Origin of the sequence: Sphingomonas adhaesiva (genome assembly GCF_036946125.1) — a bacterium.
GTDB lineage: Bacteria > Pseudomonadota > Alphaproteobacteria > Sphingomonadales > Sphingomonadaceae > Sphingomonas > Sphingomonas adhaesiva_A.
The window spans coordinates 1,189,734-1,206,205 of record NZ_JAQIJT010000002.1 but is presented as its reverse complement, the minus strand read 5'-3'; the positions used below and the strand labels follow the sequence as shown (position 1 = coordinate 1,206,205).

General features: G+C 70.2%; 16 protein-coding genes and 1 tRNA gene. 6 read left to right on the top strand and 11 right to left on the bottom strand.

What is annotated here, in order from left to right:
• Positions 1-14: 14 nt before the first annotated feature.
• Positions 15-1,076 carry a M23 family metallopeptidase gene (locus PGN23_RS12015; protein ID WP_335303134.1) on the bottom strand — a complete coding sequence of 354 codons (1,062 nt, stop codon included), beginning with the start codon at positions 1,074-1,076 and terminating at the stop codon, positions 15-17.
• 8 nt (positions 1,077-1,084) lie between these two features.
• The gene (serS, locus tag PGN23_RS12010; protein WP_335303133.1) at positions 1,085-2,377 is read right to left on the bottom strand and encodes a serine--tRNA ligase; all 1,293 of its coding nucleotides are present in this window, start codon (positions 2,375-2,377) and stop codon (positions 1,085-1,087) included.
• Positions 2,378-2,472: 95 nt separating this feature from the next.
• Here serS and PGN23_RS12005 point away from each other — a divergent pair, with 95 nt between their 5' ends.
• Positions 2,473-2,904, top strand: a complete 432-nt coding sequence (locus PGN23_RS12005) for a host attachment family protein (protein WP_335303132.1) — start codon at positions 2,473-2,475, stop codon at positions 2,902-2,904.
• A 420-nt stretch (positions 2,905-3,324) separates the two neighbouring features.
• On the opposite strand, the gene PGN23_RS12000 is transcribed toward PGN23_RS12005, so the two are convergent.
• Positions 3,325-4,383, bottom strand: a complete 1,059-nt coding sequence (locus PGN23_RS12000; protein WP_335304590.1) for a hypothetical protein — start codon at positions 4,381-4,383, stop codon at positions 3,325-3,327.
• Positions 4,384-4,816: 433 nt separating this feature from the next.
• Here PGN23_RS12000 and dksA point away from each other — a divergent pair, with 433 nt between their 5' ends.
• The 4 genes from dksA to PGN23_RS11980 all read left to right on the top strand — a co-directional run bounded on the left by dksA (position 4,817) and on the right by PGN23_RS11980 (position 6,690).
• Positions 4,817-5,242, top strand: coding sequence for an RNA polymerase-binding protein DksA (gene dksA / locus PGN23_RS11995; protein WP_335304589.1), 426 nt, complete (start codon positions 4,817-4,819; stop codon positions 5,240-5,242).
• 87 nt (positions 5,243-5,329) lie between these two features.
• On the top strand, positions 5,330-5,656 hold the full coding sequence (locus PGN23_RS11990) for a PilZ domain-containing protein (RefSeq protein WP_335303130.1): 327 nt from the start codon (positions 5,330-5,332) through the stop codon (positions 5,654-5,656).
• A 78-nt stretch (positions 5,657-5,734) separates the two neighbouring features.
• Positions 5,735-5,818 (top strand) — tRNA-Leu (locus PGN23_RS11985).
• 83 nt (positions 5,819-5,901) lie between these two features.
• On the top strand, positions 5,902-6,690 hold the full coding sequence (locus tag PGN23_RS11980; RefSeq protein ID WP_335303128.1) for an SDR family oxidoreductase: 789 nt from the start codon (positions 5,902-5,904) through the stop codon (positions 6,688-6,690).
• A 110-nt stretch (positions 6,691-6,800) separates the two neighbouring features.
• On the opposite strand, the gene PGN23_RS11975 is transcribed toward PGN23_RS11980, so the two are convergent.
• The 8 genes from PGN23_RS11975 to PGN23_RS11940 form a co-directional block, all read right to left on the bottom strand.
• On the bottom strand, positions 6,801-8,936 hold the full coding sequence (locus PGN23_RS11975) for a TonB-dependent receptor (protein WP_335303127.1): 2,136 nt from the start codon (positions 8,934-8,936) through the stop codon (positions 6,801-6,803).
• A gap of 95 nt (positions 8,937-9,031) precedes the next feature.
• Positions 9,032-9,256 (bottom strand): hypothetical protein, encoded by a 225-nt coding sequence (locus PGN23_RS11970; protein WP_335303126.1) that lies wholly within the window; start codon positions 9,254-9,256, stop codon positions 9,032-9,034.
• Between the two features lie 264 nt (positions 9,257-9,520).
• A complete protein-coding gene (locus tag PGN23_RS11965) occupies positions 9,521-10,777 on the bottom strand; it encodes an N-succinylarginine dihydrolase (RefSeq protein ID WP_335303125.1) in 1,257 nt (418 codons plus the stop codon).
• On the bottom strand, positions 10,774-11,793 hold the full coding sequence (locus tag PGN23_RS11960) for an arginine N-succinyltransferase (protein WP_335303124.1): 1,020 nt from the start codon (positions 11,791-11,793) through the stop codon (positions 10,774-10,776). The genes PGN23_RS11965 and PGN23_RS11960 overlap by 4 nt, the downstream gene beginning before the upstream one ends.
• Positions 11,790-12,992, bottom strand: a complete 1,203-nt coding sequence (locus PGN23_RS11955) for a hydrolase (RefSeq protein WP_335303123.1) — start codon at positions 12,990-12,992, stop codon at positions 11,790-11,792. Before PGN23_RS11955 ends, PGN23_RS11960 begins: the two co-directional genes overlap by 4 nt.
• A gap of 39 nt (positions 12,993-13,031) precedes the next feature.
• Entirely contained in the window at positions 13,032-13,979 is a 948-nt protein-coding gene (locus PGN23_RS11950; RefSeq protein WP_335303122.1) for a DUF481 domain-containing protein, read from the bottom strand.
• 2 nt (positions 13,980-13,981) lie between these two features.
• Entirely contained in the window at positions 13,982-14,467 is a 486-nt protein-coding gene (locus tag PGN23_RS11945; protein ID WP_335303120.1) for an RNA pyrophosphohydrolase, read from the bottom strand.
• Positions 14,468-14,483: 16 nt separating this feature from the next.
• A complete protein-coding gene (locus PGN23_RS11940) occupies positions 14,484-15,464 on the bottom strand; it encodes an alpha/beta hydrolase (protein ID WP_335303119.1) in 981 nt (326 codons plus the stop codon).
• Positions 15,465-15,518: 54 nt separating this feature from the next.
• On the opposite strand from PGN23_RS11940, the gene PGN23_RS11935 reads away from it, so the two are divergent.
• The gene (locus tag PGN23_RS11935) at positions 15,519-16,472 is read left to right on the top strand and encodes a histone deacetylase family protein (protein ID WP_335303117.1); all 954 of its coding nucleotides are present in this window, start codon (positions 15,519-15,521) and stop codon (positions 16,470-16,472) included.

Here is a 16,472-nt window from a genome sequence, read left to right as displayed (position 1 = left end):
CGGTTACACAGTGGTCAGCGCCGCGGCAATTGCGTCGTGGGGTCCACCGGCGTGCGTCCGCGGCGCAGCTCGAAATGCAATTCGGGGCGGTCGGCATAGCCCGTCTCGCCCGACAGCGCGATCTCCTGCCCCTTCGTCACCGCCTGACCGCGCCGCACCGACAGCTGCGACGCATGGCCGTAGACCGAGGTCCAGCCGCCGCCGTGCTTCACGATCACCAGCCCGCCCAGTGCCGCGATCCCGTCGCCGACATAGGCGACCGTGCCGTCCGCCACCGCCCTGACCGGCGTGCCGAGCGGCACCGCGATCTTCACGCCGTCGCTGCGTTCGCCGGTCGCGCCGTGGCCGAAGCGGCGCACGATGCGCCCGTCGACCGGCCAGACGAACCGCCCCGGCAGGGCGGCGGGTGCCACCACCGCCGCGGTCGCGGGAAGCACGCGGGCGGGCGAGGCGACCGGGCGAACCGGCGGCTGGTTCGCCGCCACCGCGGGCTCGCCCCCGGTCAGGATCGTATCGACGTCGAGCGTGAAGGCGGCGGCGCGCTCCGCGGCGCTCGCCGGCCGTGCGGCATCGACCGGGATCAGCACGCGCTGCCCCGCGCGCAGGATATAGGGCTCGACCAGCGCATTCGCCGCGACGATCCGGGCCCAGGGCAGCGCATAGGCGCGCGCGATCGCGATCCCCGTCTGCCCGGGCCGCACGAGGTGATAGCGTCCGCCGGGGATCGACAGCCGCTGCCCGATCCGCACCGTGAACGGGGGCGTCATGCCGTTGGCGCGCGCGATCGCCTCCGACGCGGAGCCGGTGCGATCGGCGATCCCGCGCAGCGTATCGCCCTTGCGCACGACGTAGCGCTGCGAGGGGACCGTGCGCGCATCCGCATTGACCGGCCGCGTCTCCCATGCCGGGGCGGGGGCGGGCAGCTGCGCCGCCTCGTCCGCGGTCGCCGCGGGTTGCGGCGCCGGTGCGGCAGCGGGCGCCGGGGCGGGAGCGGGACCGGGGGCGGCCCGCCTGCCGCCGGGAACGCATCCCGCCAGGATCACGCACCCGGCCAGCACCACCGCCCGTTTCATCATCGGCTTCCTCAGCGCGGCTCCAGCCGGTCCTGTCCGCCCAGATACGGTTGCAGCACGCCCGGGACCGCGACCGAGCCGTCGGCCTGCTGGTAATTCTCCAGCACCGCGACCAGCGTCCGGCCGACCGCCAGCCCCGACCCGTTCAGCGTATGGACGAAGCGCGTCGCCTTCTCGCTCCCCCTGTCGTCCTTGGCGGGGCGATAGCGCGCGTTCATCCGCCGTGCCTGGAAGTCGGTGCAGGTCGAGCAGCTGGAAATCTCGCGATAGCGTGCCTGGCCCGGCAGCCACACCTCCAGATCGTAGGTCCGCGCCGCGGTGAAGCCCATGTCGCCGGTGCACAATTTCATCCGGCGATAGGCGAGGCCGAGCGCGTCGAGCACCCCCTCGGCACATGCCGTCATCCGCTCGTGCTCGTCCTCGCTCGCCTCCGGCGCGACGATCGACACCATCTCGACCTTCTCGAACTGGTGCTGGCGGATATAGCCGCGCGTATCGCGCCCCGCCGCGCCCGCCTCGGAGCGGAAGCACGGCGTCAGCGCGGCGAAGCGCAGCGGCAGGACGTCGTGGGCGAGGATCTTCTCGCGCACGATATTGGTCAGCGACACCTCGGCGGTCGGGATCAGCCAGCGCCCGTCGGTGGTGCGGAACAGGTCGTCGGCGAACTTCGGCAGCTGTCCGGTGCCGAACACCGCCTCGTCGCGCACCATCAGCGGCGGCGCGACCTCTTCATAGCCATGCTCGCGCGTAAGCCGGTCGAGCATGAACTGCCCCAGCGCGCGTTGCAGCCGCGCCGCGTCGCCGCGTACCAGCGTGAAGCGCGCGCCGGCGATCGCCACGCCGGTTTCGAAGTCCAGCCCCAGCGCCGGCCCGATCGCGTCATGCTCCTTCGCGGCGAAGTCGAACCCCGGCTTCGCCCCGCGTTCGTGGACCAGCGCATTGTCGTCTTCGTCCGCCCCCTGCGGCACGTCGGCGGCCGGGATGTTGGGGAGCGCCGCCAGCGCCGCGTCCAGCTCCGCGCCCAGCCGCGCGTCCTCCGCCTCCAGCTCGGGCAGCCGCTGCTTCAGCGCCGCGACCTCCGCCATCAGCCCGGCGGCGGCGTCCTCGTCCTTCTTCGCCTTGGCCGCGCCGATCGCCTTCGATGCCTCGTTGCGGCGCGCCTGCGCGGCCTGCGCCTGGGTCGTCACCTCGCGGCGGCGGCGGTCGAGCGCCACCAGCGCGTCGGCACAGGGGGCAGCACCGCGCAACGCCATGGCGGCGTCGAAGGCGGCGGGATCGTCACGGATCAGGCGGATGTCGTGCATGGCGCCGCGCTATGACGGGCGCGGGCAGGGGAGGCAACCCGCACCGCCGCCGTGGGTTCTTCATCGCAGACGCCAACGACGAAGGAGAAAGAACCATGCAGGTCCCGCATCAATCGGTGGTGATGGTGGTCGATGGGCGCAAGCTGCTGTTCCTGCGCAACGAAGGGGACGCGGACTATCCCAACCTTCAGGTCGAACATGCCGAGGAACGCAACAACCCCGCCGACCGCGAGCAGAAGACCGACGCCGCCGGTCAGGCCTCGTCGACGCAGCAGGGCACGATGGGCGAGGTGGATTTCCACCAGCAGGAGGAGGACCGCTTCGCCGCTGACGCCGCCGACCTGCTCAAGCGCCGCGCGCTCGCCAACGATTTCGAAAAGCTCATCATCGTCGCCGCGCCGAAGACGCTGGGCGAGTTGCGCAAACATTATCACAAGGAGGTCGAGCAGCGGCTGGCGGGCGAAGTCAGCAAGGACCTGACCGGGCACCCGATCCCGGATATCGAACAGGCGCTTCTCAACGCCTGACCCCGGTGTGCCCCGGCGAAGGCCGGGGCCTTTGAATAAGTCCGAAACCTTCTTCGTTCCCCGGCGAAGGCGGAACCGTTGCAAAACGGGCGCAACAGCCCCGAGCCCATGCTGTGCTCCTGCGCAGGCAGGAGCCCAGGGCCAAGAAGAACAACGCCTGTAGGGACCCGCAACCCTGGGCTCCTGCCTACGCAGGAGCACGGGGGAGCCTTTTGCAAAGGTCGCGCGAAGGCCGGGGTCCAGTTGGGCCCCCGGTTTCAGTATCTTACGGGCGTGCCGATGCTGTGCCCCGGCCTCCGCCGGGGCACAGAAAAGGGGCTTTTGCAAAAGGTCCCGCGAAGGCCCTGCCACGTCACGTCACGTCGTCGTATCGCACGAGCCGGTCGTGGCGTTCCCGTGCCCGACGTCGGCGATGGCCCGCTACGCGGCGGACTTCCTGGCGAACCGCCGCCGCGCCACCAGTCCTGCCGCCGCCGCGCCGAACAGCAGGATCATCGGCGGCGCCGGTACGGGCGCGGGCGACCCGCTGCTCGACCCGCTCGATCCGCTGCTCGACGGCGGCTTGCATCCCCCGTTGCACTGCCACCCGCCGTTCGACGACCAGCCGTGGCTCGATCCCCAGCCCTTCGAACTGGACCCGTAGGACGAGGAGGACGAGGAGGACGAGGAGGTGCTCGACGTGCTGCTCTGGCCCTGACCCTGACCCTGACCCTGACCCTGACCCTGACCCTGATTCTGGCCCTGGTTCTGGCCCTGATTCTGGGACTGCTGGTTGCTGTTGTTGTTGCTGTTCGAGTTATTGTTCGTATTCGTGTTGTTGCTGCTGCTGTTGCTCGAATTGTTGTTCGTGTTCGTGCTGCTGTTGTTGCTGCTATTGTTGTTGTTGCTGGTGTTCGAGTTCGAATTGTCGATCACCACCGATGCGCCTCCCGTGGAGCTGCTGGTCGAGCTGGATACGTTCCCGGACGACGAGGAGGAGACGTTCCCCGACGACGACACGTTGCCGGAAGACGATGTCGAGCTCGACCCGCTCGTGCTGGAGCTCGACGTCGAGGAGATGACGATCCCGCCGCTGCTGCCCGAGCTGCCGCCCGACCCGCCGAAGAAGCCGCCGGCGAAAAATCCGCCCCCGCCGAAGCCCCCTCCGCCGAAGCCGCCACCGAAACCGCCGCCGGTGCCGCCGACGAAGGTCGGGCCGCTGTCCGCCGCGGCATAGACCGGCGCGGCGGGCATCGGCACCGGCACCGGCGCGCCCTGGCTCGCGATCGTCACCGTCGTCGCGGCGCAGCTGCCCGCGCCGCGCGCCTTGACCACCCGGCGCATCTTGCTGCCGTTGCTCGCCACGGCGCGGCGCACGACGCGCGTCGTCGCCTTCTTCGCATAGACGGTGCGCGCGTGGTTGCGCTCCGCGACATGCACGGCCCCGCCGCCGATCAGCGCGCCGCCGCAGGTGCAGGCACAAAGTTTCGCAAGGGCCATGCGCACGGACATAACGTCGTTCTTTCGTTGACGGCGCTGATGCTTCGCCGTGGAATCAAGGACGATGGTAGGTCGTCCTCATCCGGCAAAGTGCGAAACAAAGGATTAAGTGCAAGGGCGTTAACCACCATTACGGATCGTGCAGCCTGCATTCATCCGGGACGGCGTAGGACGATATGGTTAACGTCCCGCGATGGGGCGATATCATGAGCGGAGCGACGCACGACTGTGCGGGACCCCGCGTCGTCCGGGTGGCGGCCGCCTGTGCGGTGGCGGCACGCGACCGGCGGCCAACTCGCTTGTCGGGGCACGTCGGCCCCTCTATAGGCGCGGCCCGGAGCGCATCCGTCAGGAACAACGGCGGAGCGGCTTCGGGGGACGGGAGATGGTCATGGCAACGGCGGTGGCGGATATCGACAATGGTCTCGGCGGAATGACGGTGCCTGCTAACGATGCCGGGGACGGCTATCGTCCCGGCGCCGACGAGCCGTTCATGAATCCGCGGCAACAGGCATATTTTCGGGCCAAGCTGCTCGCGTGGAAGGAGGCGATCCTGCGCGAATCGCTCGGCACGCTGTCGCAGCTTCAGCTCGACTCGCTGCGGGAATCGGATCTCAGCGACCGCGCGTCGAGCGAGACCGACTGGTCGCTGGAGCTGCGCACGCGCGACCGCCAGCGCAAGCTCATCTCGAAGATCGACGCGGCACTGCGCCGCCTCGACGAGGGCGAGTACGGCTATTGCGAGGTCACCGGCGAGCCGATCAGCCTCGGCCGGCTCGAAGCGCGCCCGATCGCGACCATGACGGTCGAGGCGCAGGAGCGTCACGAGCGTAACGAGAAGATTTCACGGGACGATTGAGGCGCTTCGTCGCGAATCGGCGCGGGTTTAATTTCGTGTTTACCAGGAACGCGTTACTCGACCGCCATGGAATCCGCGGTGAGAGCAATGGGACGAATCGACCGAGACGTGTTCAATGAGTCCACACCAGCAGCCGACCCCGTCGGCGGTCGCCGCAGCGTTTTCGCCATCGCCCAGCTGCGGCTGGTGGGTCATGACGGTTTCGAGGTCCGGGTCCGCAACTTTTCCGCCGGCGGGTTGATGGTGGAACTGCCGCACGCGATCGCGCCGGACAGCGCGGTCGAGGTCGAGTTGCCGCAGGCCGGCTGGGTGCCGGGCCGTGTCGTCTGGCAGACCGAGGGACGCGCCGGGATCGCGTTCGATCATGCCATCGACCCCGATCTGATCCAGGATGACGGCGGGGCCGGCCGCTGAGGGCCGCCTGGAGCCGGTCGCGCCAACTCCCCTCTGGACGCGCGGGCCACAGTCGTGGCAAGGCGCGCGCTCCTTCACGCGGGCGTGGCGGAATGGTAGACGCAGCGGACTCAAAATCCGCCGTAGCAATACATGTCGGTTCGAGTCCGACCGCCCGTACCATCCAGTGAAGCGCGGTTTCTAAAACGATCGACTTGCGCCCCGCCGCGCGACGCGGCATCCTTTACCGACGTAAAGGGAGAGCGATGATGGGCGATTTCGGCGGCCGGCACGTGTTCGTGGCCGGTGCATCCAGCGGCATCAACCTGGAGATCGCGCACGCCTTCGCGGCGGCCGGCGCGAAGGTGACGATCCTCAGCCGGAGCGCGGAAAAGATCGAGGCGGCGGCGCAGGGCATTCGCGATACCGGCGCCACCGCGCTCGGCATCGCCTGCGACGTGCGCGACTATGCCGGGCTGGAGGCCGCCTTCACGCAGGCGGTGGCCGCGCACGGCCCGGTCGACGTGCTGGTATCGGGGGCGGCGGGCAATTTCCTCGCGCCCGCGCTCGGCGTCAGCGCCAATGCGTTCAAGACCGTGATCGACATCGACCTGCTCGGCACGTTCAACGTCTTCCGCGCCAGCTGGGACCATCTGACCAAGCCGGGCGCGTCGCTGATCGCGATCACCGCGGGACAGGCGGTCCATCCCTCGCCCTATCAGATCCATGCCTGCGCGGCGAAGGCGGGGGTCAACATGGTGACCCAGTGCCTGGCGCTGGAATGGGGGCCCGCGGGCGTCCGCGTCAACGCCATCTCGCCCGGTCCGATCGCGGATACCGAGGGGATGCGCCGCCTCGCCGATCCCGCGCGCGAGGCGAAGATCAAGAAGACGCTGGCGCTGCGCGATTACGGCACCAAGGCCGATATCGCCGAGGCGGCGATGTTCCTGTCCAGCCCGGCGGCGAAATACATCACCGGCATCATCATGAACGTCGACGGCGGCAACGACCTGGGCGACGCCAGCGCGGATGCGCTGACGGTGCCGGCACGCTGACGGCCCCGTCACCCCGGCCTTGAGCCGGGGGCCCGCTTCCTTCGCGAGGCCTGTGGGGAGGGGCACCCCGCTCCCCCCCTCCGTCATCCCCGCGGAGGCGGGAACGACGGTCAGATTCCCACTCGCAGCGTCACGCGGATGTCGCGTCCCGCCAGCGGCGCGAAATCCTTCAGCACGCTCGTCGACCGCCGCGCCTCGACGTCGAAGATATTGTTCGCCGCCAGCAGGATGCTGCGCCGGTCGCCGGATCCCCACGGCCGGAACGACAGCGACGCATTGACCATCGTATAGCCGTCCGTCGTCGTCTCCAGCGGCGCCACGCGGCGCTGGGCGAAGGCATGTTCCACCTCGACCCGTGCGCTGCTGGTGTCGCTGCGCGCCTCCAGCCCGCCCAGCACGCGCAGCGGCGGGATGCGCGGCACGGGGCTGCGATCGACGACGGTCGCGTGGACGTAATCGCCCATCAGGTCCGCGGTGATCGTGTGCGCGCCGACCGTCGCCAGCCGCGCGGAGGCATCCGCCTCGAACCCGTAGTAGCGCGCCTTCGCCTGGCTGTACTGGAAGCAGGGCAGGCCATCGATGTCGCCCGACGGCGTCGCTGCCTCGCACACGGCATCGGCGACGCGCGTCTCGTAGATGTAGTCGTCGAACCAGTTGTAATAGGCCGACGCATCCAGGCTGAACGTGTCGCTGTGCGCATGGAACGTCGCTTCCAGCCCCCACGACTTCTCCGCGCGGAAGTCGGGATTGCCGAGCTCGTACGCCTGCGTACCGGCGTGCGGACCGTTGGCGAACAGTTCCTCCGCGGACGGCGCGCGCTCGGTGCGCGAGCCGTTCAGCCCGATCCGCACCCCGTCCGCCAGCGCATAGCCCGCGCCGATCGAGCCGGACCACGTATCGAACCGGCGCTGCCCCGCGAAGAAACCGCGGTCGTCGTTCAGCGGCTTTCCGCTCAGCACCGTATTCTCGTAGCGCACGCCGCCCTCGGCCTTGAAGCGGCCGTCGTCATATTGCTGCAGCGTGAAGAGCCCGACCTGTTGGGTGTCGTTGCGCGGCAGGAAGGCTTCGTCGCCGACCACGTTGAACGCGCGGCTGAAATATTGCGCGCCGCTCGCACCCTGCCAGCCGCCGCGCTTCGCCTGGACGACCTCCAGCCGGCCCTCCAGACCCTTGTTATAGAAGGCGGTGCCGACCGCGCCGTCCTCTTCCAGTTCGAAATGGCGATAGTTGGCGTGCGCCGCGCGCAAGCGGATCGCGTCGATCACGCTGCCGTGCGGAGTCACCTCCGCGCGCAGGTCGTAGCGGTTCTGCACCACGTCCAGCCGCGGCGCTTCCTGTTCCTGGCCCGGCTGCGTCGCATAGCGCACCGGCAGGCCGTACAGGCTGTCGTAATGACCATAGGAGACGCCCAGCGTCCCGCCATCGGTGACGATCGCCGCGCCCGCGCCCGCGGTCCACGTCTCCGCCGCGGTATTGGGCAGCCGGCCGCGCAGCGCGGCATTGGCAGCGAAGTCGATCGGCTCGTCGGCACCGGGCTGCGGCGCCCCGACCGAGGCGAGCGCCTCACGCCGCGCCTGCCGCGACAGCACGAAGCCGCCGATGCGCAGGTCGTCCGCCTTCAGGTAGGAGCCGTCGACGTGGAGCACCAGCGGCCCCGCCACGACCGCCTCGGCCGACCCCGCGACCGACCGCTCGTCGGCCGCGCTGCCGTAATTGGCGATCGCGTCGACGCGGTAGCCCTTCTCCGGCAGCGAGCGCGGGATACGCCGGTCGACCACGTTGACCACGCCGCCCACCGCGGACGAGCCGTACAGCAGCGCCGCCGGCCCGCGCAGCACCTCGACCCGTTCCGACAGCAGCGGATCGATGATGACGGCATGGTCGACCGAGGTGTTGGACACGTCGATCGAGCCGATCCCGTCGGTCAGCACGCGGATGCGGTCGCCCTGGAAACCGCGCAGGATCGGGCGCGACGCGTTCGGACCGAACGAGGTGGAGGACACGCCCGGCAGCCGCGCCAGCGTCTCGCCGATGGTGGAGCGCAGTTCGCGCGTCAGGTTCTCGCCCGCCAGCACCGAGGTCCCCTGGAGCACGTCCGCCTCGCTCTGCCGGATCGGCGCGGAGACGATGATGTCGTCGGAACGGTGCGGGTCGGCCTGTCGCGCGTCCTGCGCGGCGGCGGGCAGGGCGACGGTGACCGGGGCAAGGGCGAGGGGGGCGACAGCGGCGAGCAGCAAGGTTTTCATCGGCGACTCCATGATCGCCCCGCCTGATAAAGAAATGTTACAACGTATCAAGAGGCGTTCGCGCGTGCGGTATGCCGCGCGGTTCTATCGTAGCGTCAGCCCGCCCGTTCCTGTTCGTAGGTCACCGCGTCGAGGATCTTGCCCCCGGCCATGAACACCGCGGCGGTGCAGGCGAGGAACAGGATCCAGCCCTGCGTCCCCGGAAAGCGATGGAGATACCCCATCCCCCGCTCCACCGCGCCCGCTCCGAGCGCGTAGATCACGAGGAACGCCTCGAACCGGGTCTTGATGACGAACAGGCGGGCGAGGCGGGTCCACATGCCCCGCAACATCGCAAGGAGCGTGCCAGGGGCGGAAATACGTCGATCCTTCGCCATCGCTCATGGTTACCTGTCAGTTAATTCGACAGGTGTACCGCCTCTCGCCCGCCATGTCCCGCTCGTCGAAGGGGCGGGGGCGCCATCGGGACCGACAGCTTCATCGCGCGCAACCCGCCCACCCGACCCCGGCGGAGGCGGGACCTTTGCAAGAGTGTCATCCGTGGAACCGGGGTCGGCGCAGTCCCTCCGGCGGCGGCGGCATCGTCAGTCCAGCAGCTCCGCCAGCTCCATCGCCTCCAGCAGCGCCCGATGCGCCGTCTCGATCCGTGCGATCAGCGCCGGATCGCCGATCGCCTCCGCCTGGATCGTCTCGGGCCAATGACGCTCGATCACGTCGGCTATCCGGTCCAGCCTGGCATCGTCCACCAGGAAGCGCGGGTCGATCGTCGCGGGGTCCGCCACCACGCGCAGCCGCAGGCACGCGGGCCCGCCGCCATTGGCCATCGACTCGCGCACGTCGACCACCTCGACCCGGCGGATCGCGCCGTTGCCGGCGAGATGCCCCTGCAACCACTGCCACACGCGCGCATTGTCGCACGCCTCGCCCGGGACGATCAGCGTCGGCGCGCCGTCCGCGGGCGTCACCAGTTGCGCATTGAACAGATACGAGCCGATCGCATCCGCCAGCGACACCGCCGCGGCGGGCACCTCGACGATCTCCACCTCGGGCATCAGCGCGCGGATCGCGGCATGGGTCGCGTCGCGATCGGCGAACGCCTGCTCATGCGCGAACAGAATGCGCTCGTTCGCCACCGCGACCACGTCGTTGTGAAACGCGCCCGCGGCGATCGCCTGCGGGGATTGCTCGACGTACAGCACGCGTGCGGGATCGAGCCGGTGCGCGCGCGCCACCGCGCGGCATGCCTCCAGATGCTGGCGCGCGGGGAAGGGGCCGCCCCCGCTGCCATAGACGAACAGCTCGATACCGCCCGCGCCGTGCCGGTCGGCCAGCCGCATGTGGTTCGCCGCCCCTTCGTCGCCGAACGGGGCGGGGATGGGGGCGTGCACCGCGAACGCCGGATCGGCGAAGGCGAGGCGCAGTTGCGCGAGCGTCGCGGGCCATTCGTGGCTGCGATGCGGCATCGTCACCAGATTGGCGACGGTCAGGTGACAGCGCCCGTCGCCGCAGTCCGGCGCGGGCGACACGGTGGCCGCATTCGCCGCCCACATCGCGGAGGCCGACAGCGCCCGCGCCTTCAGGAAGGTATCGGCATCGGCGAAGTTCGTGTGCAGCGTCGCCAGCCACGCATGGTCGGGGCGGGGGTGGGGGACGAACACCCCCTGCACCAGCCCCAGCGCCAGATTGGCGCGCATCTTCGCCACGCCCTGAAGCGCCGCGGCACGCGGATGCGACGCCGCGCCGGCGTTGCCCGTCGCGGCCAGATTGCCGGGGCTGAGGCCCGCATAATTGTGGCTCGGCCCCACGATCCCGTCGAAATTGATCTCGCGCAGCTCGCTCATATCCGCCCGATCCAGCTGATCGTCTCACCGGGCTCCACCCCCAGCGCCTGCGCCGCGGCGGACGACAGCGTCACGCGGTCGCCGTCGCCATGGACCTGACCATAAGCGCAGCGGAACGCGGTCAGCCGCCCGGTCGCCACCAGCGCCTCGGTCCCGCCGGGGACGTCGCCGACCGCGGCGACCGTGCCGTCGCGCGCCTCCTTGATCGTGCGGACCTGGTCGGTGCGCGCAGTCATGGTCGGCCCGCCATCGAAGATGTCGATATAGCTTTCGAAGGCAAAGCCCTCGTTTTCCAGCATTCTCATCGCCGCGCGTCCCGACGGATGCGGCATCCCGATCGCCGCGCGCGCCGTCTCCGACAGCATCGCGGTATAGATCGGATGCTTGGGCATCAGGTCGGCGATGAACTGATGCCCGTTGATGGCGTTGAACTCGTCCGCGGCCTGAAAATTCATCCCGAAGAAGCGCCCCGCCAGACCGTCCCAGAACGGCGAGCCCCCCGCCTCGTCGATCACGCCGCGAAGCTCCGCCAGCACCCGGTCCGCGAAGCGCGGCCGGTGCGCGCGGATGAACAGGTAGCGGCTGCGCGCCAGCAGCAGCCCGAGCCCGCCGGCGCGCTCGCCGGGGTGGAGGAACAGCCCGCCGACCTCGCTCGCCCCCTCCAGATCGGTGGTCAGCGACAGCATCTCCGCGCGGAACGTCCGCTCCAGCTCGCGGCTGTGCTGCGTCAGCGTGCCGATGCGATAGCTGTAGAAGGGATGCTTCTGCCCGACGTGCGTGATGAGCTGGCTCGTCCCGCGCACCTCGCCGTTGGCGGTATTCTCGAGCATCAGCACGAAATGCTCATCCGCCAGCGTCGTATCGTCGCGCCCGAAGGCGGCGCGGCTCAGCGCCAGCTTGTTGGTCAGCGCGGTGCGATCCGCGGGCAGGTTGGTGAACCCGCCGCCGGTCAGCTTCGCCATTTCGTACAGGTGGCGCAGGTCGTCGTCCTGCGCCGCACGCACCACGAACGTCATGCCATCCCCCCGGCCGCGATCCGCAGCAGCGTCACCGCGGAGAGCGCCGCGCGCTCGCCCAGACTGTCCACGATCAGGAACTCCTCGCTCGAATGGATCGCCCCGCCGCGCGCGCCCATCGTGTCGACCACGGGCACGCCGCAGGCGGCGATGTTGTTGCCGTCGCACACTCCGCCGGTGTCGCGCCACGCGATCGCCTGACCCAGCGCCGCGCCCGCATCGCGGACCGTGGCGAAGAGGCGCGCGGCGCCGGCGTCGATCGGCTTGGGCGGGCGGTTGAACCCGCCGTGCACCTCGATCGCGACGTCATATTCCGCCGTCACCGCCGCCACCGTGTCGCGGATCATGTCACCGGCGCGCGCGATCTCGTCGGCATCCCTGGGGCGGAAGTTGATGCGCAGGATCGCCAGGTCGGGGACGACGTTGTTCGGCCCGCCGCCATCGACCCGCGCCGGGTTCACCGCCAGCCGTGGCGAGCGCGCGGCGTGCAGCCGCACCGCCAGGGCCGCCGCCGCGGCGACCGCGTTGCGTCCATCCTCCGGATTGCGCCCGGCATGGGCCGCGCGCCCGCGCACGATGATCGAGAAATTGCCCGTGCCGCCGCGCGCTCCCGCCAGCGTCCCGTCGGGCAGCGACGGCTCGTAGGTGAGCGCCGCGACCTTGCCGCGCGCCGCCTCCGCCAGCAGCGCGGCGGAGGAGAAGGAGCCGGTCTCCTCGTCCGAATTGATGACCACGTCATAGCCGATCGCGCAATCCGACGCCTCGATCGCCAGCAGCGCCTCCAGCATCAGCGCCAGCCCGCCCTTCATATCCGCTACGCCGGGACCGCCCAGCACGCCCGGCTCGCGCCACGCCACCGTCTGGAAGGGGTGATCGACCGGATAGACCGTATCCATATGCCCCGTCAGCAGCACCCGCACCGCCGCGTCGGGGCGCACGCTCAGGTGCAGGTGGCGGCCATGCTCCAGCGCGGAGACGACGCCGTCCGCGCCCACGCTGTGCGCCGCCGCCGGCTCGACCAGCCTCACCTCGCCCGGCAGCGCGGCGAAGGCATCCGCCAGCAGCCCCGCCATCGTCGCACAGCCCGCGACGTGGCGCGTGCCGCTGTTCACCGCCGCCCAGCGCTCGACCCGGGCCAGCATCGCGGGCGCGTCGATCCGCTCGACGGCGGCGCGTTCGTTCGTGGAAAGTTGATCCATGTGCGTCAGCCTAGCGGCCCCGTCGCCCGAACGGAACCGTCAGAAGGCATAGACCAGCGACGCCCGGCTGGTGCGGTCGGTCGGCACGCGCCCTGCGGTCGGCGCGCTTTCATATTGCACCGTATAGGACAGTCGTGCGGAGAGCGGTCCCAGCAGCTTCGCCTCGATCGCCGAGACGCTTCGCACCGTGCTGTTGTACCGCTCCAGGTACAGCGCGGCATCCTGCGTCACGACCAGCCCGCTCATCAGCGTCCAGTCGAGGTCCAGGCTGCCGCGCACCGCCAGGCTGCGCTGCATCGTGTCGTCGGTGAAATCGGTCTGGCGAAACGCCGGCCCCAGCTCGACATCCGCGGTCAGCCCGCTGCGCCGCAGCACGCCGTAACCCGCCCCGGCCGACACCGAATAGCGGTTGTCGTAGCCCAGGAAACGATCCGCCTCATATTGCGCGTTGCCGTAGATATAGCCGCGGTCGTTGATCTTGTAATTGGGCTGATAGGCCGCGACGTAGCGTTCGCGGCTGGTGACGCCCGCCGTTCGCTGGAAATCGGCCTGCGCCAGCAGACGGTGCCGCCAGCGCAGCCCCTCGCGCGTCAGGTCCAGCGTGCCGGTCAGCCCGGTGACCTCGGTATTGCCGGAGGAGGAGAAGCCGCCCGCCTCGACCCGCCCGCTCCACAATTCCAGCACCCCGGCGCGGCGCACGCGCTGGTCGCGCGCGCGGGCCCGTGCCTCGCGCCAGTCGGTGGCGCGGCGCAGGACGAGGTCGCCCGACCCCGGATCGGCGACGCGCGCATATTTGACGATCGTGTCGACCCCGCTCTCGTCGCCGGTCTGCATCGCGGCGTCCAGCATGGCGCGGACCTCGGGCGGAATCTCGGGCGGGGGCACCGGGGCCAGCGCCACCTCCACCGGACCCAGCGTCGGGGCGGGCACCTCCAGCGGCGGCGGCGTCACCTGCGCCGCGGACAGGATCAAAAGGCTCGGCAGCATCGTCACGCGGTGGGCAGATACTCGGAAAAGGCCGCGATCACATCCTCATAGAGCTTTTTCTTGAAGGGCACGATCAGGTGCGGCAGGTCCGCCGCGTCGGCCCAGCGCCAGGCGCGGAATTCGGGATGTTCGGTCCGGATGTCGATGTCGCCGTCCTCCCCGTCGAAGCGGAACAGGAACCAGCGCTGCACCTGGCCGCGATATTTCCCCTTCCACACCTTCCCGATCATCTCGGGCGGCAGGTCGTAGACGAACTCGCCCGGCGCCTCCGCCACCAGCGTCACCTTGTCCGCGGTGACGCCGGTCTCCTCCCGAAGCTCGCGCACCGCGGCATCGCGCGCCTCCTCGCCCGGATCGACGCCGCCCTGCGGCATCTGCCATGCCTCCAGCACGTTATCGAGCCGCTGGCCGACGAAGATGCGGCCGTCGCGGTTCATCAGCATGACACCCGCGCAGGGGCGGTAGGGGAGCGGGGCAGGATCGGTCATGCCCCGCCTCCTAACGTCACCCGGCCGCCTGCGCCATCACCCGCTGCGCTTCCGCCTCGACGATCGCCGCCTTCACCGCGGTCAGATACCCCGCCACGTCGCCCTGCGCGGAGGGGATCGCCTGACGCAGCGTGATGAAGCCGTGGACGATGCCCTGCGCCTCGCGGAACGTCACCGGCACCCCCGCCAGCGCCAGCGCGGCGGCATAGGCGCGCCCCTGGTCGCGGATCGGGTCCAGGCTGGCGGTGATGACGACCGCGGGCGGCAGCCCCTTCAGCTCGCCCGCCAGCGGCGAGGATCGCGGATGCGCCGGATCGGCGGCATAATGCTCGCCGAACCAGATCATACCTTCGCGCGTCAGCAGAAAGCCGTCGGCGAAGTCGTTGAAGGACGGATATTCCTTCGCCATGTCCGCCGCCGGATAGATCGGCGCCTGCACCACCACCGGCACCGCCGCGGGATCGTCGCGCAGCGCCATCGCCACGACGATGGTCAGGTTGCCGCCCGCGCTGTCGCCCGACAGCACCAGCGAGGTCGCGGTCCGCCCCAGCTCCGCCGGGTTGCCCGCGACCCAGCGTGCCGCCGCCTCGCAATCGTCGGGTGCCGCGGGCCATCTGGCCTCGGGCGCCAGCCGGTAGTCGACGCTCACGACCGGCAGGTCGAGCTGGCGCGACATCTCCGCGGTGAAGCTGGCATGCGTGTCGATGTCGCCGATCACGAACCCGCCGCCGTGATAGAAGACCACCACCGGCCCCGGCGCGCGCGCCTCTCGCACGTCGAACAGCCGCGCCGGGATCGCGCCGCCGGGGCCGGGGATCGACAGGTCCTTGATGACCGCCAGCTCGCCCACCGGCGGATCGGCCACGTCCTTCATCGCGTAATATACCGCGCGCGCGTCCGCCGCCGATTGCTCGTGCATCTTCGGCCCCGGCACGTTGTTCAGATAGTCGAGGAACCCGCGGACATCCGCGCGAACGAAGGGGCCGGTATCGGTCATGCATGTCTCTCCTGCTCAGGTGGCGCGTTCGCCTTTGCAACCTATCTTATCCCAATGATCCACGTCGTCCACCATCCCGATTACGTGACCGGGACTCCCGGGCGGACGACCTATCGCTGGGGCAAGAACGGCGCGATCCGCGACCTGCTGCGCGCGCGCACGGACGTGGTCTGGCACGAGCCGGACGCGATGCCCGACGCATGGCTGGAGGCGACGCACGACCCCGATTACGTCGCCGAGGTGCTGTCGGCGTCGGTCCCGCGGGAGAAGGAACGCCGCATCGGCTTCCCCGTCACCCATGGGGTCGCGCGCCGCTCGCGGGTCGTCCCCGGCGGCACCTGGCTCGCCGCCCGCCTCGCGCTCCGCCACGGCTTCGCCGCCAATACCGCGGGCGGCAGCCACCACGCGCTCGCCACGACGGGGGCGGGCTATTGCGTCCTCAACGACCTCGCCATCGCCGCGACCCGGCTGGTGGAGGAGGGGACGGTCGAGCGGCTGCTGATCGTCGATGTCGACGTCCATCAGGGCGACGGCACCGCCGCGCTCACCGCCGCCGATCCGCGCATCGCGACCTATTCGATCCACGCCGAGAAGAACTTCCCCGCCCGCAAGGCGCGCTCGACGCTCGACGTGCCGCTGCGCGACCATGTCGGCGACGACGAATATGTCGAGACGCTCGCCGCCACGCTGGTCCCGCTGCTCGATCGTCACCGCCCCGACCTGATCCTCTACCAGGGCGGGGTCGATCCCTTCGCCGACGACCGCCTCGGCCGGCTTGCGCTGACGGAAGGCGGGCTGGCGCGCCGCGACCGGCTGGTCGGCTCGCTCGCCCGGGCGCGCGGCATCCCGCTGGCGAGCACCGTGGGCGGCGGATACGGCGATGACGTCATGGCGCTGGCGGCGCGGCATGTCCGCGTCATCGCCACGCTCGCGGAAACCTCCGGAAAAGCGGAGGTTGCGCCGACGCAATATCCTTTTACCTTGGCGGGTGGATCGCCGCCCGGATAA